28 protein-coding genes are annotated in these 19681 nt (G+C 54.0%); 17 read left to right on the forward strand and 11 right to left on the reverse strand.

All coding sequences use genetic code 11. The features are described from left to right. Positions 1 to 10 precede the first annotated feature (10 nt). The gene (gene icd, locus EM595_RS07400) at positions 11 to 1261 is read left to right on the forward strand and encodes an NADP-dependent isocitrate dehydrogenase (protein ID WP_067429745.1); all 1251 of its coding nucleotides are present in this window, start codon (positions 11 to 13) and stop codon (positions 1259 to 1261) included. A gap of 327 nt (positions 1262 to 1588) precedes the next feature. Continuing rightward, on the forward strand, positions 1589 to 1717 hold the full coding sequence (locus EM595_RS21445) for a hypothetical protein (RefSeq protein ID WP_262385532.1): 129 nt from the start codon (positions 1589 to 1591) through the stop codon (positions 1715 to 1717). Positions 1718 to 1758: 41 nt separating this feature from the next. Here the strand turns inward: EM595_RS21445 and EM595_RS07405 are convergent, their stop codons facing one another. Then, a complete protein-coding gene (locus EM595_RS07405) occupies positions 1759 to 2115 on the reverse strand; it encodes a hypothetical protein (RefSeq protein WP_067429748.1) in 357 nt (118 codons plus the stop codon). 913 nt (positions 2116 to 3028) lie between these two features. On the opposite strand from EM595_RS07405, the gene EM595_RS07410 reads away from it, so the two are divergent. From EM595_RS07410 to EM595_RS07440, 8 genes are all read left to right on the forward strand, one after another. Further along, on the forward strand, positions 3029 to 3226 hold the full coding sequence (locus EM595_RS07410) for a hypothetical protein (protein ID WP_067429751.1): 198 nt from the start codon (positions 3029 to 3031) through the stop codon (positions 3224 to 3226). A 25-nt stretch (positions 3227 to 3251) separates the two neighbouring features. Further along, positions 3252 to 3665 (forward strand): DUF4186 domain-containing protein, encoded by a 414-nt coding sequence (locus EM595_RS07415; protein WP_067429754.1) that lies wholly within the window; start codon positions 3252 to 3254, stop codon positions 3663 to 3665. 307 nt (positions 3666 to 3972) lie between these two features. Next, a complete protein-coding gene (locus EM595_RS07420) occupies positions 3973 to 5538 on the forward strand; it encodes a methyl-accepting chemotaxis protein (RefSeq protein WP_067429757.1) in 1566 nt (521 codons plus the stop codon). 118 nt (positions 5539 to 5656) lie between these two features. Further along, positions 5657 to 5830: a cold shock small protein YmcF gene (ymcF, locus tag EM595_RS21345; protein ID WP_419190146.1), complete on the forward strand. Its 174-nt coding sequence runs from the start codon at positions 5657 to 5659 to the stop codon at positions 5828 to 5830. 289 nt (positions 5831 to 6119) lie between these two features. Further along, positions 6120 to 6332 carry a hypothetical protein gene (locus tag EM595_RS07425; protein ID WP_067429760.1) on the forward strand — a complete coding sequence of 71 codons (213 nt, stop codon included), beginning with the start codon at positions 6120 to 6122 and terminating at the stop codon, positions 6330 to 6332. A gap of 56 nt (positions 6333 to 6388) precedes the next feature. Then, entirely contained in the window at positions 6389 to 7066 is a 678-nt protein-coding gene (locus EM595_RS07430) for an SOS response-associated peptidase family protein (RefSeq protein WP_067429763.1), read from the forward strand. Between the two features lie 184 nt (positions 7067 to 7250). Next, positions 7251 to 8228 carry a chemotaxis protein gene (locus tag EM595_RS07435; RefSeq protein WP_067429764.1) on the forward strand — a complete coding sequence of 326 codons (978 nt, stop codon included), beginning with the start codon at positions 7251 to 7253 and terminating at the stop codon, positions 8226 to 8228. Positions 8229 to 8282: 54 nt separating this feature from the next. Continuing rightward, positions 8283 to 8549: a DksA/TraR family C4-type zinc finger protein gene (locus tag EM595_RS07440; protein WP_067429766.1), complete on the forward strand. Its 267-nt coding sequence runs from the start codon at positions 8283 to 8285 to the stop codon at positions 8547 to 8549. A gap of 59 nt (positions 8550 to 8608) precedes the next feature. Here the strand turns inward: EM595_RS07440 and EM595_RS07445 are convergent, their stop codons facing one another. Next, positions 8609 to 8899, reverse strand: coding sequence for a DUF1330 domain-containing protein (locus tag EM595_RS07445; RefSeq protein WP_067429773.1), 291 nt, complete (start codon positions 8897 to 8899; stop codon positions 8609 to 8611). Between the two features lie 217 nt (positions 8900 to 9116). On the opposite strand from EM595_RS07445, the gene EM595_RS07450 reads away from it, so the two are divergent. Then, on the forward strand, positions 9117 to 9548 hold the full coding sequence (locus EM595_RS07450; protein ID WP_067429780.1) for an OsmC family protein: 432 nt from the start codon (positions 9117 to 9119) through the stop codon (positions 9546 to 9548). Positions 9549 to 9610: 62 nt separating this feature from the next. Here the strand turns inward: EM595_RS07450 and EM595_RS07455 are convergent, their stop codons facing one another. Together EM595_RS07455 and EM595_RS07460 are read right to left on the reverse strand one after the other, a co-directional pair. After that, positions 9611 to 9790 carry a GDFGVC terminal motif YodC-like protein gene (locus EM595_RS07455; protein ID WP_067429783.1) on the reverse strand — a complete coding sequence of 60 codons (180 nt, stop codon included), beginning with the start codon at positions 9788 to 9790 and terminating at the stop codon, positions 9611 to 9613. 70 nt (positions 9791 to 9860) lie between these two features. Then, a complete protein-coding gene (locus tag EM595_RS07460) occupies positions 9861 to 10109 on the reverse strand; it encodes a glycine zipper domain-containing protein (protein WP_067429785.1) in 249 nt (82 codons plus the stop codon). A 181-nt stretch (positions 10110 to 10290) separates the two neighbouring features. Here EM595_RS07460 and EM595_RS07465 point away from each other — a divergent pair, with 181 nt between their 5' ends. Beyond that, entirely contained in the window at positions 10291 to 10497 is a 207-nt protein-coding gene (locus tag EM595_RS07465) for a DUF2767 family protein (RefSeq protein ID WP_067429787.1), read from the forward strand. Between the two features lie 23 nt (positions 10498 to 10520). Here EM595_RS07465 and EM595_RS07470 read toward each other — a convergent pair whose 3' ends face one another. Next, on the reverse strand, positions 10521 to 11078 hold the full coding sequence (locus EM595_RS07470) for a hypothetical protein (RefSeq protein WP_067429790.1): 558 nt from the start codon (positions 11076 to 11078) through the stop codon (positions 10521 to 10523). 57 nt (positions 11079 to 11135) lie between these two features. Beyond that, a complete protein-coding gene (locus tag EM595_RS07475) occupies positions 11136 to 11465 on the reverse strand; it encodes a hypothetical protein (protein ID WP_067429792.1) in 330 nt (109 codons plus the stop codon). Between the two features lie 187 nt (positions 11466 to 11652). On the opposite strand from EM595_RS07475, the gene EM595_RS07480 reads away from it, so the two are divergent. The 3 genes from EM595_RS07480 (at position 11653) to EM595_RS07490 (ending at position 13034) form a co-directional block, all read left to right on the forward strand. Beyond that, positions 11653 to 11832: a hypothetical protein gene (locus tag EM595_RS07480; RefSeq protein ID WP_067429794.1), complete on the forward strand. Its 180-nt coding sequence runs from the start codon at positions 11653 to 11655 to the stop codon at positions 11830 to 11832. Between the two features lie 347 nt (positions 11833 to 12179). Beyond that, positions 12180 to 12563 (forward strand): hypothetical protein, encoded by a 384-nt coding sequence (locus EM595_RS07485; RefSeq protein WP_067429796.1) that lies wholly within the window; start codon positions 12180 to 12182, stop codon positions 12561 to 12563. Positions 12564 to 12608: 45 nt separating this feature from the next. Next, a complete protein-coding gene (locus tag EM595_RS07490) occupies positions 12609 to 13034 on the forward strand; it encodes a GNAT family N-acetyltransferase (protein ID WP_067429798.1) in 426 nt (141 codons plus the stop codon). On the opposite strand, the gene EM595_RS07495 is transcribed toward EM595_RS07490, so the two are convergent. Together EM595_RS07495 and ldcA are read right to left on the reverse strand one after the other, a co-directional pair. Continuing rightward, positions 13031 to 13699 (reverse strand): MBL fold metallo-hydrolase, encoded by a 669-nt coding sequence (locus EM595_RS07495; protein WP_067429801.1) that lies wholly within the window; start codon positions 13697 to 13699, stop codon positions 13031 to 13033. The two genes, EM595_RS07490 and EM595_RS07495, sit on opposite strands and share 4 nt — an antisense overlap. A gap of 25 nt (positions 13700 to 13724) precedes the next feature. Further along, on the reverse strand, positions 13725 to 14654 hold the full coding sequence (gene ldcA / locus EM595_RS07500) for a muramoyltetrapeptide carboxypeptidase (protein ID WP_067429804.1): 930 nt from the start codon (positions 14652 to 14654) through the stop codon (positions 13725 to 13727). A gap of 183 nt (positions 14655 to 14837) precedes the next feature. Between ldcA and emtA the strand changes: the two genes are divergently transcribed. Beyond that, positions 14838 to 15470: a membrane-bound lytic murein transglycosylase EmtA gene (emtA, locus tag EM595_RS07505; RefSeq protein ID WP_082691650.1), complete on the forward strand. Its 633-nt coding sequence runs from the start codon at positions 14838 to 14840 to the stop codon at positions 15468 to 15470. A gap of 263 nt (positions 15471 to 15733) precedes the next feature. After that, positions 15734 to 16417 (forward strand): winged helix-turn-helix domain-containing protein, encoded by a 684-nt coding sequence (locus EM595_RS07510; RefSeq protein WP_157883856.1) that lies wholly within the window; start codon positions 15734 to 15736, stop codon positions 16415 to 16417. A 29-nt stretch (positions 16418 to 16446) separates the two neighbouring features. On the opposite strand, the gene EM595_RS07515 is transcribed toward EM595_RS07510, so the two are convergent. From EM595_RS07515 to cadR, 3 genes are all read right to left on the reverse strand, one after another. Then, the gene (locus tag EM595_RS07515) at positions 16447 to 17523 is read right to left on the reverse strand and encodes a porin (protein WP_067429822.1); all 1077 of its coding nucleotides are present in this window, start codon (positions 17521 to 17523) and stop codon (positions 16447 to 16449) included. 433 nt (positions 17524 to 17956) lie between these two features. Continuing rightward, entirely contained in the window at positions 17957 to 19087 is a 1131-nt protein-coding gene (locus EM595_RS07520) for a mechanosensitive ion channel family protein (RefSeq protein ID WP_067429825.1), read from the reverse strand. A 104-nt stretch (positions 19088 to 19191) separates the two neighbouring features. Further along, positions 19192 to 19641 (reverse strand): Cd(II)/Pb(II)-responsive transcriptional regulator, encoded by a 450-nt coding sequence (gene cadR / locus EM595_RS07525; protein ID WP_067429828.1) that lies wholly within the window; start codon positions 19639 to 19641, stop codon positions 19192 to 19194. Positions 19642 to 19681: the final 40 nt, after the last annotated feature.

Genomic DNA, 19681 nt, shown 5'->3' on the forward strand with positions numbered 1-19681 from the left:
GGAGAGGTTAATGGAAAGCAAAGTAGTAATTCCGGCGGAAGGTCAAAAAATCACCCTGGATCAGGGCAAGCTGGTCGTGCCAAACAATCCGGTTATTCCTTACATTGAGGGTGACGGTATTGGTGTCGACGTATCCCCTGTGATGCTGAAAGTGGTTGATGCCGCTGTGAAAAAAGCCTACAACGGCGAGCGTAAAATTTCCTGGATGGAAATCTTTACCGGTGAGAAATCGGTTGAACTGTACGGTCAGGATGTCTGGCTGCCGCAGGAAACCCTGGATTTAATTAAAGAATATCGCGTGGCCATCAAAGGCCCGCTGACGACCCCGGTCGGTGGCGGCATCCGCTCCCTGAACGTGGCGCTGCGTCAGGAACTGGACCTCTACGTTTGTCTGCGTCCGGTGCGCTATTACAAAGGCACGCCAAGCCCGGTTAAACGTCCTGAAGAGACCGATATGGTGATCTTCCGTGAGAACTCCGAAGATATCTATGCGGGTATCGAGTGGAAAGCGGGCTCTGCGGAAGCAGACAAAGTGATCAAGTTCCTGCGCGAAGAGATGGGCGTGAAGAAAATTCGCTTCCCTGAGCAGTGCGGTATCGGCGTGAAGCCGTGTTCAGAAGCGGGCACCAAACGTCTGGTGCGTGCAGCGGTTGAGTACACCATCACCAACGATCGTGACTCACTGACGCTGGTTCACAAAGGCAACATCATGAAGTTTACCGAAGGTTCTTTCAAAGACTGGGGCTACCAGTTAGTGAAAGAAGAGTTCGGCGGCGAGCTGATCGATGGCGGCCCATGGATGAAGTTCAAAAACCCAAACACCGGTAAAGAGATCATCGTTAAAGATGTGATTGCCGATGCATTCTTACAGCAAATCCTGCTGCGTCCATCTGAGTATGACGTTATCGCCTGTATGAACCTCAACGGCGACTACATCTCTGATGCGCTGGCTGCACAGGTTGGCGGTATCGGTATCGCACCAGGCGCCAACATCGGTGATGAATGCGCACTGTTTGAAGCGACCCACGGCACGGCGCCAAAATATGCCGGTCAGGATAAAGTGAACCCAGGTTCCGTGATCCTGTCAGCAGAAATGATGCTGCGTCACATGGAGTGGTTCGAAGCGGCTGACCTGATTGTAAAAGGTGTTGAAGGCGCTATCGCTAACAAGACCGTGACTTACGATTTCGAACGCCTGATGGAAGGCGCTAAACTGCTGAAATGTTCAGAGTTTGGTGATGCGATCATCGAAAATATGTAATCGCGTTCTGTGAGAACAACAACGGGAGCCTGCTGGCTCCCGTTTTTTTTGCCGTCGGTGAGGCTTTCACACATCGCATGTTGGCGGCCACGATCTGATACATCTTTCTTCCCCGCGCATCCGCAGTCTGATCTATTCTTGAGACCAGCGGCTCATCCGCCACCGTTGTGCTTTGTTATCAGCGCCTGATGTCTGGCGCCAGAGATTGGCGAGTAATCAGCATACGGGTCGCATTTTTGTTGTGCGACAGCGGTAATGGCCTGGCCATTACGCGATAATCAGGCGAACATCTTTTTGTGTATTTAACGAATGACTGGCTGGAGAGTTATGAAAAGCGTGCTGCTGTTGGTTTCTTGTTTGCTGCTTGCCGGTTGTGGCATGGGTATCACCTCCCTGATTCCGTCCAGCGATGTCTGTCCAAGCGGCATCGACAGCGTCACCGGGCAGTGTCGTTAATATCGACCGGCCTGCGCCGATAGTGAGCGCAGGCCAGCAGCTTAGCGGCAATGCTGAACAATGCTGAGGCGGTCAGCAAGCACCGTTTCTCCCATTTCAAACGTCTTATAGAAGCGCATATCGGTGCCGCTGCCTTGCGGCGTCAGGTCGACAAACATCGACTCTTCCCATGTATAAACGGTCGTTTTGCCCGGTTTCATTTCCGTATGCGACGTATCATCCTTCGCAATCACCCTCGACGTTGACCAGCCTGAATAAATACACTGGCTAAGCGCCTCCATGCTTTTGCTGCTGGATCCCTGCCAGCTTGGCTGATTCAGCCGCGCATCCTCGACGGAAGAGGTACAGCCCACAACGGCCAGCGGTAAAATAATGGCGAACAGTTTGTTGTAAATCATCTTAACTCCTTCGCGCCTGGCGCGTCAGTGTTGCGGGAATAGCCAATGATTTGATCGTTGTTCTCTGCATTACGCCTTTATCGGTTTGCTTTGCTCCTTCATCTGTCGCCTGACGGGATACGCACGGCGCTCCTGTTTTTGACTATAGAGCAGCTGGCCGCTTCATGCTGGCAGGAGAGGAGGGATTTCGCGAGAAGAGGGGCAGGGAAATGCCGTATTTGAGATCGCCATAAAAAAATCCGGCACGAGGCCGGATTTTCAATATAACAGTATGTCGCCTTTAGCCGTCAAATATACAGCATCTGCATTGGGGTGCGAGCCGCTGTCACCATGTGATGCTGACCTTGTGAGTAAGCCATGGCTGACGTAAAAAAAGACAGAACGCAAAAAGCGTTAATCAACGTCGAAACTCTTTTTCTTTATAGTCCGGCAACATCGCCGGGTGCTGTGTCTAATCTTTGCACAGACATAATAACAAGATTAATCCGATTGCAAAAGAGAAATAATCTATTTTATTTCATATTTTCTTTTTTACCGTCGCACCTTAAAAATGAGGTTAAGCGGCGGCAAGTGCGCGATAAACGGGTATCGCAAAATGAAGATAGACCATGCTGGAAAAGTTGCACGGAAATGACAAAAATAAATTTCAGCGAGCAGACCCGGAATGGCAACCACGCTGACTGCTTACAATCCAGGCGAAACCTGGCGGAAATAGCCGCAGCTCGTCAGTCAGACGTCAGTAAATTGTAAGTTTTTGTCAAAATCAGAGTTGTCTGAATGCTGAGGGGCAGGTCATCTGCGCAGGATAGACCCTGTCGGTCAGGGTAAGTCTGAAACGGCAGGGACGAGCGTCGCTAACTGACCGCGGTTAGCAGCCACACTGGAATTCACCGTTGCTCCGTTGAGGGTAAACATGCGCTGCACTAACTGTTTTGCGCCACTGACGCAGGAGGAGAAGTTTTATCTGCAATCCTGCTGTGAACGTTGCGATCGGGACGCCCGGGTGGTGCAGGGCGAAGCGCATCTGCCGATCAAATCGCCGCGTTATCTGATACGCTGGATCCAATTCTGCTGTCGGCGCTGCTGGTTTCGCCTGCAGGGCCAGCATTAATCCTTTCTATAAGACGTCAGGTACTATGGCTTTTAAAGCACTGTTTCAGCGTCTGGCACAATCACCTTTCCGCCAGCGCTTCCATTTGGGTTATCGGGAATATGTTTACAGCCAAAGCAAAGGCGCGGCGGCGCTGAACGAACATGCTACAGCGTTTATCGCTGAACGCCTGGCCGCCGCAGAGCCTGCGCACGATGGTAAACAGACGCCAATGCGAGGGCATCCGGTATTTATTGCCCAACACGCCACCGCCACCTGCTGTCGTGGCTGCATTGAAAAATGGCATGCGCTTCCTCGTCATCAGCCGCTGACCGCGGCGCAACAGGATTACCTGGTTAGCGTGATCATGCACTGGCTGCATCACGAGATGCAGCGACCGATCCCGCCTGCACCCACGCCGAAATCTGCCGCGACTTCTGCGCAGCTGTCGCTGTGGTGACCGCGGGCAGTTAATGCTTTCCCCCATCCGCTGCCGAAAAAACATGCAATTTCCTGATGTATGATCAGGCAAATTTGCTACTTACGTCACATTCAGACATCAAGTTTTCCCTGGCTCTGCCGATTTACTCAGCCGCGACGTTCACAAAAAAATGCCGATGCATGCGCTACATCGGTACGTCGCTTGTTGGCTCTTATTTGCCGACGGGGTGCAAGCAATCGCAAGTCATTACTTCAGCGGCGACGTCAGCCGGAACAGATGGGCCATCACCTCTCCGTGTTGCTGCAAACTTAAAAGGGAATCTGTCATGGTATCAATCAAAAATATGAGAGTGGGTGTGCGTCTTGGCGCCGCATTCGGCCTGGTTATCCTGTTGCTGATTATTGTCAGCGCGACGGCAGTCATCAAAACCGGCAGCATTAATCACGCGATCGATAAAATCATCAACGATCGTTACGTCAAAGTCCGTCTCGCCTTTGACGTGCGTGACGGCGTCAATGAACAGATTAAATATCTGCGCGGCATGGTAATCGACGTCACGCGCCCGGAGCAGAACGTTAAGCGTTTTACCCAGCTGGAGGAGGCGACCCAAAAAACCAATGCGGCTATTGAGCGAATCTCCCAGCTGCAAACCACGGCGATTGGGCAGCAGAAGATCAAATCTCTGAAGGAAGCCTCGCAGGAGTTTGAACGGGTGAAGCAGGAGCTGCTGAGTTTGATCCGCAGCGGCAATGCTGACGTTGCAGCTGACTTTGCCCTGCGCAAAATCACCAACATTCAGAATAACTTTCTCAGCAGCGCGGTGAAGTTTGCTGATTCACAGTCACAGCAGCTGATGGGCGAAGGTGGGAACGCGGTTAATGACGCCTCAACTGCCATTAACGTTACGCTGATTTTTTCCAGCGTCGCTATTCTGGCGGCGATCGCGCTGGGCATGTTTCTAACCGGCTCGATTGTACGTCCGCTGCGCGAAGCCGTAACCATTGCGGAAAACGTGGCGGCAGGCGATCTGCGTACGGTAATCACGGTGAATTCAAAAGATGAAACCGGCCAGCTGATGCACGCGCTGAAAAACATGAACGATAATCTGCTGAACATCGTAACCGAAGTGCGTGCGGGTACCGACCTCATCGCCAACGCCTCCAGCGAAATTTCAGCGGGCAATATGGATCTCTCTTCGCGCACCGAGCAGCAGGCCAGCTCGCTGGAAGAGACCGCATCGGCGATGGAGCAAATGACCTCCACCGTGAAGCAGAATGCCGATAATGCCCGTCAGGCCAATCAGCTGGCGGCGCAGGCCTCCAGCGTGGCGGTCCAGAGCGGCGAAGCGGTTAAGCAGGTGGTGACCACCATGGAAATGATCAACACCTCATCGAAAAAGATTGTCGATATTATCAGCGTCATTGATGGCATCGCGTTCCAGACCAACATCCTTGCTCTGAACGCCGCGGTGGAAGCCGCACGTGCCGGCGAGCAGGGTCGTGGTTTTGCCGTGGTCGCATCAGAAGTGCGCAATCTGGCACAGCGTTCCGCTTCGGCAGCTAAAGAGATTGCTCAGCTGATCGAAGATTCGGTTGCGCGTGTGGAAGAGGGCGGCAAGCAGGTTGCCAATGCCGGCAGCACCATGCAGGAAGTGCTGACCAGCGTGAAAAGTGTGACGGAAATCATGGGGGAAATCTCTATTGCCAGCTCTGAACAGAGCACCGGCATTGATGAAATCAATACGGCGATTACCCAGATGGATCAGGTCACGCAGCAAAATGCTTCGCTGGTGAATCAGTCAGCCGCTGCCGCTCAGGCGATGCAGGAGCAGGCCGATCAGCTGGCGCGCGCCATTCGCGTGTTTAAAACGCATGATGCGGTAGCTGCATAATTGTTTTGGGCCGGCGCGTTGTCCGGCCCAAAATGTTTACCTGCCGTTTAATTTTTTTTAACATAATTGAGACAGGCGCCTGAAAAGCTGTTAGGCTGATTTCTCTTAAAACAAAAATATGAAGGTTTCTATTATTATTCTAAATTTCAAATGTCCCTCTTGCAGCGGACATCAGTATCGTCTCTCCTCGTTCGATGTCACTACAAAAAATCCCCACGGCGCAGTCTGCATCTTTTGTAAATCAATTATGCATGCCAGCTATCGTGACGCGAACGTTTCTGCTCGTTGCTAACCCTTTTTCGTTTCGTCTGGTGCTGACCAGACGCGATGCGCCTGCCAAATAATTAACTCGCTAATAATAACAACGGCAATAATTGTTAAACCTGGCTGGCGCCGATCTGAGATACTCCTTTTCGCCCCTTCAAGAGCTAAGCCACAACAGTGAGTGCCGGAGATAAGCGCCGGATGGGGTTAATAACAGGTCGCCTTTGCGGCCTGTTGTTGTTTCTGCACCGCTTCACTTCCCTGCAAATCATGACGCATCACCTATACTTAAGGTTCATTCACCTAAGGAGATGACCATGTCAGAACGCCACGATCATAATAAGCCTTACCCGGACGACAACGACCTCCACGGCCTGCCAGAAGATGCGCCACATTCGACCAATCCTTACGAAGAAGATGACATGGCGCATGGCCAGGAAGCGCCACAGGAGCAGGGTGAAATTCCGCGTAAGCGTGATGACAGCAAGGATGATCAACAAGATCCGTTTGAACCCAAACAGCCCAAATAACGTCACGCCCGTTCGGGAGTGATCATCTGCCGTAGCGTGCGGCGGCTGGAGGCACTATGTGTGGACGTTTTGCACAATATCGCAGCAGGGATGACTACTTCGCCGCACTTGGCATTGCCAGCGACGAAATAACCCACGATTCGCAACCGATCGGTCGTTATAACGTCGCGCCCGGTACGCGCGTGCTGTTACTTAACGCGCGTGCTGGATCCCTTTCTCTCGATCCTGTTCACTGGGGTTATGCGCCCGGCTGGTGGCAGAAGCCACCCTTAATCAACGCCCGCTCTGAAACCGCAGCCTCAGGCAGAATGTTTGCCTCGCTCTGGCAGCATGGCCGCGCCATCGTCATGGCCGACGGCTGGTATGAGTGGCAACGTGAAGGTAGCCACAAGCAGCCGTGGTTTCTGTACCATCACTCCCGCGAGCCGCTGTTTTTTGCCGCCATTGGCAACGCGCCTTATGACAAAGCCAACGATCAAGAAGGATTTGTCATCGTCACCGCAGCCAGTGATAAAGGGCTGGTGGATATTCATGATCGCTGGCCGCTGGTGCTTACGCCCGACGCGGCACTGGCCTGGCTCGATCCCGCCACTACGGCGGATGAAGCCTGCGATCTGGCGCACAAAGGCGCCCGCAAAGCCGACGAATTTCACTGGCATCCGGTTAGCACGGCGGTGGGCAATCCGAAAAATCAGGGCGCTGATTTAATTAAAGAAAGTGCCCCTGCGGATTAACTCAGCGCTCGCACGGGCGAAAATAAATCCCGATCGCACGCTGCAATCCTCACCTTTTGCCTTCCTCTGCCGATAACCTGTGACAGAAGTGTTGCTGCTTACGCGAAGTGAGAAGGCCGCTGCCGGAGGCGGCCGTCGTCGATATCGCCTGTAACCACTTACCTGTTAATGTTCAGAGGAATACATGGATAATTTTCAAAAAGATATCGACGAAAGAGCGAACCTGACGCTATCAAACCGCTTTGAGCTGCTGCTGTTCCGCCTCGGTTCCTCTTCACCGGAAGAGAAACCGGAGCTGTACGGCATCAACGTATTTAAGCTGCGCGAAATCGTACCGATGACGGCGATCACCAAAGCTGCGGGCATGAAGCCGCCATTGTTAGGAATGGCCAATATTCGCGGTCAGGTGATCCCGGTCATCGATCTGCCCGCCGTCGCCGGTTGTACGCCTTCAACCGGACTGAATCTGTTGCTGGTGACGGAATATGCGCGCAACACTCAGGCGTTTGCGGTGGAATCGGTAGACAACATTGTGCGCCTGGAGTGGAGCAAGGTTCACGCCGCTGAAGCGGGCGTCAGCAGCCGCAATATTACCAGTATCGCCATGCTCGAAAATCAGGAGCAGGGCAGCAATATGGCGCTGGTGCTGGACGTTGAACAAATTCTGTATGACATCATTCCGTCAGCACGCGATGTCAAAACCGAACAGGTCAAAAACAAAACCTTCAACATGCGCCCAGGCTCTATCGCTATCGTGGCTGAAGATTCGAAAGTGGCCCGTTCAATGCTGGAGAAAGGCCTGAGCGGCATGGGCATTCCAGCTGAGCTGCACAACACCGGCCTCGAAGCCTGGGAAAAGATCAAGATTCTGGCGCAGCAGGCACAGGCCGAAGGCGTACCGATTCGCGACAAAATCTCCATGGTGCTGACCGATCTGGAAATGCCGGAAATGGACGGTTTTACCTTAACGCGCAATATCAAAAGCGATCCGCGCCTGAAAGAGATTCCGGTGGTAATTCACTCATCGCTGTCAGGCAGCGCCAACGAAGATCACGTGCGTAAAGTCGGTGCCAACGGTTATGTGGCCAAATTTGAGATCAACGAGCTCTCTTCGGTTATTCATAAGGTGCTGGAAGAGGCGAACGTACAGCGCACCGCTTGAAGAAAGTGCAGTTAGCACCCATATTTACCTCTGTGACCATAACTGGAGGTGAAAATGGCAAGTGGCTGGGCTTCCGATGGCGCAGTACAGGATCAGATCGACAGCACCGTTAACGACGGCGTGGCGCGAGTGCGCAATGCGGTCGGGCAGGGCGAGAGTGAGGCGTTTTGCCTGGAGTGCGGAGAACCGATTCCTGAAGCGAGACGGCAGGCGTTAAAGGGCGTGAAATTTTGCGTCAACTGCCAGAGCAAGCTGGATCAACAGCAGCATACGGCCAGCCTGTATAACCGGCGCGGCAGTAAAGATAGTCAGCTGCGCTAACCAGAAAAAACCCGCCGACTGGCGGGTTTTTTGTTGATATCCGGTCTGCGTTGGGCAGATTATTCGACGCCGTCGACCAGAATCACCCGATATTCTGCGCCTTTCAGGCGATGCACTTTGGCTGCCTGATAAGCCGGGCTGTGATACCACGCTCGCGCCGCGGCCATGTCCGGGAACTTCAGCAATACCACGCCTTCCGACGCCTGACCTTCCAGCACTTCAAAATCACCGTAGTGTGCCAGCGCGGTTAACGGATGATCGCCACGCGCGTCGGCGGCCATTTTGCTGTAGGTCGCAAGCTCTTCAGCATCGAGGGTGGCATCGCGCACAAACATAATATAAGCACTCATCGTTCTTCTCTCCTTGGGTGACGTTTTCCCCTGCAACATAACCCCGATTCCCCACTGGCAGGCAAGCGCTTTGTGCGCCGGGGCCACTATTTCACATCATGCACAGCCTAAGTCGTTGGCGCAGTTGTTGAATAAACAGCCGACTGACCGTCAGGCTCCGGCAAAATCCTCAGCCTTAACTATACTTAACGCTGTGTCTCATCAACGGGAGGAAAGAATGACTATTCATAAGAAAGCCCAGGCGCATTGGGAAGGCGATTTAAAAAAAGGTAAAGGCACCATTTCTACTGAAAGCGGCGCGCTGAAGCAGCAGCCGTACGGTTTTAATACCCGCTTTGAAGACGCACCCGGCACCAACCCGGAAGAGCTGATCGGCGCAGCACATGCTGGCTGTTTCTCTATGGCGTTATCGATGATGCTCGGTCTGGAAGGTTTCACGCCAACCAGCATCGACACCACTGCTGACGTCTCGCTGGACAAAAAAGATGACGGCTTTGCGATCACCAAAATCGCGCTGAAAAGCGACATCGTGCTGCCCGGCATCGAAAAAGCGGCCTTTGACGCCATCATTCAGAAAGCGAAAGCGGGCTGCCCGGTTTCTCAGGTACTGAATGCTGAGATCACGCTTGAGTACGATCTGAAAAACTGATTCTGCTCAGATGTAAAAAAACCCGCCGCTGGCGGGTTTTTTATTGGCATTCATCGGCTGATTCAGCAGACGCCGAAATCACCCTCTTCGTGATACAGATTCACGGAAGAGGCGGGCACGGTAAGCTCTTTTTTATGCGCATCGTCAATGCGAATGCAGTAAAGCAGATCGTCTTCTACCCGCACCACCTGCATTTTGGGGCCGCCAGTTTTAGACTGCACGAAATCATCAACGTTAAACATGATTCTCTCCTCTTCAGAATGACAAAGCCCGCCAAAAGGCGGGCTCGTAAGCTTAATTCTGGTGACAGACTCAGCGTGAGCTAAGCAGTTTACCCAGCACAAAGCCAACGCCTGCAGCCACAGCCAGCGCGGTCAGCGGGCTTTTCGCCGCGGCATCACGCGCGCAATCCAGTGCGTCATCAACCGCATAGGTTGCCTGTGAAGCGCGACGACGTACGGCGCCTTTCGCTTCATGTTCTGCAGAACCGGTGGCGCGACCAAACTGCTGCTGTACGGCGCCTGCTGCTTCTTCTGCTTTATCTTTCGCTTTATCAAACATAAGGCATCTCCTTCCTGGGTTGGCAGCATCATTGCTACTACATTAACCATAGCACAAGGATTTTGTTCTGCCGGGCAGCGAAAGACGTTGCAATCAACAGACATATTTTTTTTCACTCCTGACAGCATACTGACATTTTCAATCGCCGGTTTTATGCCAGGCTTTACTGAGGAGGTGACCAATGAAACGCGATGTATTAAGCGAAGAGTATTACGACGAAGTGTGCCGGGTAGTGGGTGATGCGGTGATTGTATTGGCAGAAAGCGGCCATGATACGCCGCGCGAGATGCTGGCCACGCTGTTAAAACAGACGCGGCTAAAACGGGGGGACAGCGATCGTGAGGAGCAGCGCGTGCTGGAGCACGCCATCAGACTGGTAAAACCGTGAGTATTGCCCGGCACTGTCCGGGTTCACGGCTGATCCTGCGCCAGTTGACAGGGAAACCACGATACCAGGAAATGGCGCAGGTGATCCAGACACCATTCCGCTTCATCTGACTGCTCACAATAATATTGCACGGTGATGCGGTCATACTGCTCACCGCGGATCTGCACCGGCGCATGAGTCCAGTTCATCACCGACTGCGCGTAGTTCACCAGCGCACCTGCGGCCATCGCATGCTCGCTCTCCTGCCAGGCGAGATAACGCCAGAATTGTCGGTCGAGGTCGAGGGTGTGAGATCGGAGCTGCGATAAGGTTTCCGGGCGAAGTGCGAAGGTCACAAAACCCGCCGTACCGTTTTCCAGTTTCACGTGATCGCAGGCCAGCGTCATAAACAGTCCATCCTGCAGATTCACCTCTTCCAGCAGGCGACGCAGGTTTACCGAGCGGGCGCACTCTTCAATCTCATCGATACGGCCAGTTTCCAGCGTGAGATCGATGCCGCCACAGCTTACGCGGTTATCTGCACGGCGTTTGCCGGGCCAGGGAAACAGAACAACATCGTTATTCTCAACGTCTCTTTCCACTGTTTTTCCTTTCCAAAACCATAAAGCGCAAACGGTAGCATTTTTTGGGACCGGTCTCTACGGACACTGCCATGTCACCTGGTTATCCTGATACGGATTGATCAGGCGGAAGTGGTGTGAGGAGAGGCGTTGCGCATAGTAACCCTCTTTAGTCACCGCAGAGGGGATCCAGCGCAGCCGATCATTTGAATGCAGCGGGCCACTCTCAACGGTGACATCGTCATTGCTGACGTTGAACGCGTTAACCAGGTCAAACACCTTTGCCGTGCTTTGCCCGAGCGCTTTCCCGTCAAGTGTGGAAAGGTCGCCACGACAGGTCACACCTTGCGGGCCCGAGGCGCAGCCTGCGAGTAAAAGCGCGGTGAAAAGCAGGGGAAGTCGCAGCATGTGTTCGGCCCTTTATCGTTCCGTGATCCCAAAGCGGATAGTCTCAGCATAGCATTTTTGCCCGTGAAAAAAATTTGGCTGCGGCGTTACAGTTAAGCGAAAACGAGGCAAAGGGGTGACTTTTGCAGTGTTGTCACGTTATTCTTGGCCCGGTTAGGCACTGGATCACCATTACAAGGTTATTTTGATGAGAGAAGAAGAAGCCAGTCTGATGATTATTCGTCATGCGATTGAGAAACTGGCACACGAAAAAAAACAGCAGGTTGATGCCTGTGCAGCCGCGCTGCGCGCCGTGATGGGCGAGTATGATGAGGAGTCTGCGGGTATGGCATTGATGCTAATAGCGGCTGAAGTTGCTGCTGAGTAACCTGTTTCCAGGGCAAGGATACCGTTATCGAGCGGGCTTTATCTGTGATAAAGCCCGCTTTTTTAGTGCCGGAAATTGTTCAATGTCGGCGCAAATAATTGCCCTGAATGCCATTTTCAGATTTGTCGCAAGCGAATAGCGTGGCAGGATGAGCAGAAAAAAATCGCACCGCCCCTAGTTACAACATACTATAAAAGCTAACAATTTCCACATTTCATCGGCGACAGTGGTAACCCGCGTCGGGCAGAAAAAACATGGGCAGCTTTCTGCGATAGCGATCTCTTCATTTAAAACCTGCTGTGATAACCTTGAAATTCCCTAATGAAATCAAACGAAATGGAGAGGCTATGAGGCGCTATTCTGTTGCCGCGCTGCTGATGCTGGCCGGTTTATCTTCTGCGCAGGCTGAAACTGAATTCCAGATCACCTGCAGCGGGCGTGCCACCATGACGGTTTCCCGCGCGGCTTACGGCTTAAGTACGTTGATGTGGGGAGAGCACCACTTTCAGATCGCTTCAGGGCAGACCCGTTCACGCATCAACGACGGCGATAAGGTGGCGATTACCCAGTTCCGCAACGGCGATCAGCTGATTGTGAACAAAAGCAGCGGTGAAACTTTCTTTGCTTTCAACGACAGCGACAGCCTGACTCCCTGCAACCGCAGCGCCGATCGTGACACGCAGTCGGTGACGCTGGAACGTTGGGATGCTGCCGCGCACGTTGATTCATAATCAGGTCGTTCACTTTAGCCCCTTTTTTTGATCGCCGAGGTAGCCATGGAACTGAAGATCACCGCCACGCCGAGCCAGCACGATCTGGATGAGATACGTCTCGGTCTGAAGGCCTATAACGACCAATTTTTTGATGCTGATGTGATCAAGGCGCTGGGCATCTTTGTGGTCAATGAGCAGGGCCGCAAGCTTGCCGGACTCACTGGCTCCACCACCGGCAATTGGCTGCGCATCGATATGCTGTGGGTTAGCGAGGCGCTGCGCGGGGAAGGCGTGGGCAGTCAGCTAATTAAGGCGGCGGAATCGGAAGCGCGTAGCCGCGGCTGCCGTTTTTCCCAGGTGGACACCGCAAGTTTTCAGGCGCGGCCCTTCTATGAAAAGCAGGGCTATCAGCTGCGATTTTCTCTCGATAATTACCTTCACCACTATCAGCGCCACTATTTAACCAAAGCGCTGATTGAAGAGCCTTAATGACGCGGTAAGTAGAGTGGCGATTCACGCACCACCACCGGTGACTGTTCCGCTTCGTCGATCGCGTCAAGCCATTCCATCAGCGTCACTTCCTGCCACGACAGGTGACCGCGAGTGGTGCTCATCAAAATAACGTCGGGCCGCAGCTTGCGAAAACGTTGCAGGCTGCGCTCCAGATCGGCGCGATTGCTGTCCGGCACCTGAACGGTGATCCAGCGTTCATGATCGCGGGTCAGCGTATCACCCACGAACAGATACTTTTTGCCGTGCGGCGAGGCGTAAAAATAGCTGGTGGAGCCGGGCGTATGGCCGGGCGTGGAGAGAATCTGCAGATCGCCGAAATGCAGTTCATCGTGCGTCAGCGTCTCATCCGGCTCAACGCTGGTCATCACCGCACTGAGCGAACGGCTGTGGCAGTAGAGCGCGCTGTTAAAGCGTTGCTGAATCAGCGCCGCGCCGGGGCCCGCTTCGTGCCAGTGGGTAAAATAGTGGCGAATCGCGCCACCTTCCAGTTCAATAACGTTATGATCGTCCGGGTTTTCAATACGGCCGAACAGCAGGTTGCCGCGCGGATGACGCAGCATAAAGCCGTGCATCATAATGTCGTTATCTTCCGCCGGGAATTCAGGGGTGGAGATCCATAAGTCGGGATAAAGCGGCTTCATCAAGGGTCTCCTGGAGACAATACCGTTACGTCAAAATCGGATGGCCGCTCAGCGACAGTCGCGCCGTGCCCGCCTCTACCTGCAACTCTCCACGCGCACCCAGCGGCACGGTCACCGTATCCGCCTCATGGCCAAAACGTAAATCCGTGACGATCGGCAGGCCGGTGCTCTCCCGGAGCCGCTGCCACACGGTGGTAAAATCGAAGCCGTTGTCATACTCACCGATGGCGGCGCTGCTAAAGCTACCGGTCACAATCGCCTGCTGACGCGCCAGAATCCCGCTCTGCTGCAGTTGCAGCATCATGCGCTCGATTTTGTAAGGATGCTCATTGATATCCTCGATCACCAGAATGCCGTCCTGATGCACCGGCAGCCAGGGCGTGCCGATCAGCGAACAGATCATCGTGAGGTTGCCGCCCCAGACCCTGCCGCTGCGCGGGCTGCAGTCCGGTGCCGACGTCGGCCACGCCAGTGCAAACTGCGGCGCGGTCAGCGCCTGCCAGAAATGCTGCTGCGTAAAATCAGAGTGCTGCGCCGCGCCAAAGTTAGCGGCAAGCATCGGACCGCTGAAGGTAATCAGTCCGGTTTGCGCCAGCAGCGCCAGCTGAATAGCGGTGAAATCACTGTGTCCGCACAGCGCAACCGGCTGATTCAGCAAGCGGCGTTGCAACCCAATGTAATCGATTTTATCCAGCAGCCGCGATGCACCATAGCCGCCGCGTACCGCCAGCACGATATCGGGCAGGTCGGCCAGCGTCGCCAGCTGGTTGATGTCCGCCAGACGCTGCGCATCGCTGCCAGCGAAACGCTGCTCACGGCGCGTCACAACGTCAAGGTTATCGACCTGGTGTCCAGCCTGCTGCAAACGGTTGATACCGCGGTGGGCGGCCTCCTGCTGCAGGCAATAGCCTGATGGCGCGATCAGACGAATGAGGCGAGTGTGGCGGTCTGGCATCCTGCGGCTCCGGAAACGGATGTTATTCAACGGTTAATGCTGCTGTCATCACGATAATGACGAAAAAAGCGCATGAAGTCACGATAGCGCCAGCGAATTTTAGCAATTCGGATAAAAGGTAATTTTGTCCGGCGAATCTCTCCGTATGATTGGGCGCGGGACAGGTTTATTAAGGAAAACGGTGTGAGATTAAGACTGCTTGTGCTTTCAGCTCTGTTATTGTCCGGTTGCGCCAGTGGCCCTTCGCATCCTCCATTACAGGAAAAACAGACGCCTTTAACCAAAGCGTCGCCGGGTAAAGTATCTGATGCCTGGTCCATATTTACCGAAAACGCCGCCAGCCAGTATGGCGTCGATGAAAAATTGATCAGCGCCATTATCAGCGTTGAATCCGGCGGTAATCCGGGTGTGGTCAGCCGCTCTAATGCGGTAGGGCTGATGCAGATCAAAGCGTCAACCGCAGGCCGCGAAGTCTATCGTACGCAGGGCCGTCGTGGTCAGCCGAGCACCGCCGAACTGCGCGATCCGGCAAAAAATATCGATATCGGTGCCGCCTATTTACGCATCCTGCAGGACTCCGCGCTGGCCGGCATTCGTAATCCACAAACGCTGCGCTACGCCACAATCGTTTCCTATGCCAACGGTGCGGGCGCGCTGCTGCGCACGTTCTCATCCAGCCGCGATCGCGCGATCGCTATGATCAACGCCATGACGCCGGAAGATTTCTATCAGCACGTGCAGCAAAAGCATCCGGCTGCGCAGGCGCCGCGCTATCTGTGGAAGGTGACCACCGCCTACCGCACTATCGACTCCTGATCCGTTAATTGCTGCCGGATAACCCGCGCCGGCAGCGTAGCGGTTTTTAGTACCCGTCCTGGCCATCCTTCCGCTGTTTAGCAGACATTCTCTGCCAATGCTTAAAATAGTATTGCCTTCATTCATCATCAGGTTTACATTTCAGCCGCCGCGCAGCCAGGCGAATAAATAGATTTGTCGAACTTATCTGAGCGGCTAAATATCAGAAAACGCCGCCGTCCATCGGCAGTGAAAACAGAGTTCACCTGCAGGGAATGAATAATGTGACGCCGTTATTATCGCAGCCGGTAAATATTTTATTGGCGGAAGAAGATGATTTTCTTCAGCAGGAGATTGTTTCTGGTCTGAATAATCAGGGCTATCACGTCATTAGCGCCAATAAAACCGCCAAAATAAACCAGCTTATTCAGCAATGGTTGCCGCAGGTTATTTTATTCCGTGTCAAAGCCGGGGCGAAAGAGGGGTGGCAGTCGCTGTCACGGCTTGGGCAGCGGGCGGCGGTGCCGCTGATTGCACTGGTCAGCGAGGATGCGCTGCGCTATGTACCGCGCTGGGCGGATGATTTTCTGCTATTGCCAATGAACAGCGACGAACTGCAGGCGCGGATCCAGCTGGCCACCGCCAGACAACCGGCACAGAGTGACTGGCTGACCAGCAGAAATATCGCCGTTAATCGCGCAACGCGTCAGGTGCTGGTCGGCGATGCGCGCGAGGATATCGCCGCCATGCTGACCGCCACTGAACTGAAAATCCTCAGTTATCTGCTGAGCGAGCCGCAGCGGATCTTTTCCCGTCAGGCAATCCAGCACGCCTGCCTCAACGATGAGCAGGTCAGCGAACGCACGGTAGACAGTCATATCAGTAAGCTACGCAAAAAAATTGCCGCGGCGGGGGTGCGCTTTGTCCCGCAAAGCATTCGCGGCTCGGGCTATCGGCTGGGGGATTAAAAAACGCCTGGCATCGCCAGGCGTATGGGTCAGAACTGGTAGGTCAGGCCGAGGCCGGTCTGGTCATCCGAGGCGATGCCCAGATTGTTATCCTTATCGATGCGATTCAGCTTGTAATCGGCATACACGGACATGTTTTTGTTGAAGTAATAGACCAGCGAGAAATCCCAGTAATGCATGATGTCCTGATCGCCGGTCAGTTGCAGATCTTTGGCTTTGGATTTGAAATAGCCGACTTCCGGTGCAAAACCATTCTGGAACAGATACTTCGCCACCACTTCCAGGTTATCGGTTTTATTGGCGTAACCGAGGCTACCGATTGGCGTCATATTCTGGCTCTGCGCCCAGGTGGCGGCCAGATAAACGCTGTCGTGATCGTATTTCAGGCCGGTGGCCCAGATATCGGCGCGATCGCCGTCACCCAGCAGCAGGGCGTTTTGCGCGGTGGTGCGTTTTGAGGTCGCCCAGGCACCAAGAATGCTCACATCCCACGGCGTGTCGTAGCTCAGCGAAAAGCCATAGCCGTCGCCGTTAGCACGTGTCGCGGAACGCGGATTGTTGGTGCTGTTGCTGTTGGCGCCCTGATACTGCGCGGCCACGTTCAGGCCATCCACCAGGCCGAAGAAATCGTTGTTACGCCAGGTCAGGCGGCCGCCGCCACGACCCGTCATGAAGTTATCGGCGCTGATATAGGTCTCGTCGTCAAAGATCACCGGCGTGTCGGTGATCGCGCCAACGTCGTAAATGATGCCGTAGTTGCGACCATAATCGATGGAACCTAAAGTCGCGTGCTTTAGTCCGGCAAAGCCAAGGCGGGTTTTATTGCCGTTTTGCGCATCGTTGCCGCCTTCGCTGTGGTTGGCCTGGAAGTTATATTCCCACTGGCCAAAACCGGTCAGCACATCACTGATTTGCGTCTGGCCTTTAAAGCCGAGGCGAATATAGGTCGCGTCGCCATCAACCGCAGTATTATCGCTGATATAATGACGGGCCACGGCCTTGCCATAAAAATCGAGTTTATTTGCGTCTTTATTATACACTTCCGCCGCCAGCGCGCCCTGCGCCAGGCCCGCAGTCATTAAAACAATGACTAGCTTCTTATTCATGCTGTTGTCTCTTATATAATCGATGTGCCTTCTGCTTTATCCGCTGCTTAATAAAAAAGATTCAACAACCTGCCGCCACATTACGTGGCCGACGACAAAAAGAATCACTATTCAGGCGGTGCGGACGGCGGGATTAAATAACAAATTGTGTGGTTAAGAAACGGCTTTTTCAGCGGCGTCTGCGCTATGGTTTTTTGTGGTCCTGTGTGGATCGGGCTAACGGCGTTAAGGCGCTATGTCGCAGGGCATAAACGAAAATAACCAGCAGGAAACGCTGCCCTATTAAGAATAATCTTAAGAGCGCACTTTTCATCAGGATTGTATCGGCTTGCAACAAATGTGGAGCGAAGATGGAGTCGGTGCGAATTTTCAGCAAATTGAGCGTGTGTCGCTAAAAAGGCACCTTTAAGGTGCCGTTAGCAACAGGAGCAAATCAGGCATTGGCGCGCTGGCGCTCTTCCTCATTGGAGGCGTTACCGGCAATGCTGACTTCCGGCAGCGTACCGCCGGTGAACTCGATGCGACGAATAGGGAAGGCGAAACGGATGTTCATCTCTGCCATACGTTCCATCAGCTGCAGGTTAATCTCCTGCTGAATATCCATATAGATGTTGTAGTCGGCGTCGAGCACAATATAGACCACTTCAAAGGTCAGCTGCGACTCATCAAACGACAAAAAGTGCGCGCGGTCGAAGCGCGTCTTCGGCACCTGCTGAATAATCTCCTTCACCACGCCGCCAATCTGGCGCACTTTTTCCGCCGGTGTCTGGTAGTTGATGCCAAATTTAAACACGATGCGGCGCTGCTGCATGCGCTTGTAATTGTGAATGGTTTGCTGAAGCAAAATGGTGTTGGAGCAGACGATCTGCTCACCGCTCAGGCTGCGAATGCGCGTGGTTTTCAGGCCAATGTGCTCAATCGTGCCGGCAATATCGTTAAACACCACAAAGTCACCGTGTTCAAACGGCTTGTCGAAGCCGATCGACAGCGAGGCGAGCACGTCGCTGAGCACGGTCTGCACCGCCAGCGCGATGGCGATACCGCCGACCCCGAGGCTGGCCACCAGCGCGGTGATGTTGATGCCCATGTTGGAGAGAATGGCCAGCATCATCATCGCCCAGACAAAGGCGCGCAGCAGGAAGCCGAGGATCACCGTGGTCACCGGATTGCGCACGTGCGTCGGCTCGCGCAGCATATTACTCAGCCACAGGCGAATCGATCCGTCGAGCCACAGCGTCAGCTGCGCCATCAGAGCGATAAACCAGCCGTGCGAAATGGCGCTGCGCCAGCCTGTGGGTAAATCGATAAACTTCACCGCGATCAACGCCGAGAAAATTAGCAGCAGCGTCTGGCTGGTGTTGCGCAGGATCTCACCGGCAATGCCGTAGAATTTTGAGGTGTGTTGTTCACTCAGGCGGGCGATGCGTTTGGAAAAGAAGCTGATGGCGGTGCGCAGCACGGTGTAAATCACCAGCGTACCAATAATCACGATAGCGCTGTTGATCCACAGGGTTTCATTAAACAGCACACGGTAAAAGTTCCGTGAGGTGAGCCAGTTTTCCATCGGTCAATTACTCCATATGGGGTGCCCAGCGGGCAAAAGAAGCTAAAAAAAAGCGAGTGCTAAGCCTGGTTCATCGGGTAGCGCTTCGCCAGCTTTACCGGCGATTAACGATGATGGCTGCCGCCGAGATGCGTCTCCGCCAGCGGGTAGTGCGTCTCAGCGGGCTGCTCAAGATGCTGCAAAATGGCACAGTCGCGTACGCTGCTGGCGGTCAGGCAGCTGTTGCGCAGGGCGATCAGCTGCTGCTCCAGCGCCTGCAGCTCATCGATGCGACGTTGTACATGCTGCAAATGGCTCTCGATCAGCTGGTCGATGGCGCGACAGTCCGCTTCCGGTCGCGCACGGGCGTCGAGCAGCGTGCGGATCTCCTCATGACTCATATCCAGCGCCCGGCAGCGACGGATAAACAGCGCGGCCTCAAGGTGCGCCTGTTGGTAGTGGCGATAGTTATTAACGTCGTCGCGCAGGGCCGGCGGTATCAACCCTTCACGTTCGTAGTAGCGCAGCGTTTCGACGCTGAACCCGGAATTGCGTGCCAGCTGACCAATTTTCATATCACCCTCGTTACGGCTTGACCCTGAAATAACTTCAGGG

It is taken from the genome of Duffyella gerundensis (assembly GCF_001517405.1).
GTDB classification, from domain to species: Bacteria; Pseudomonadota; Gammaproteobacteria; order Enterobacterales; family Enterobacteriaceae; genus Duffyella; species Duffyella gerundensis.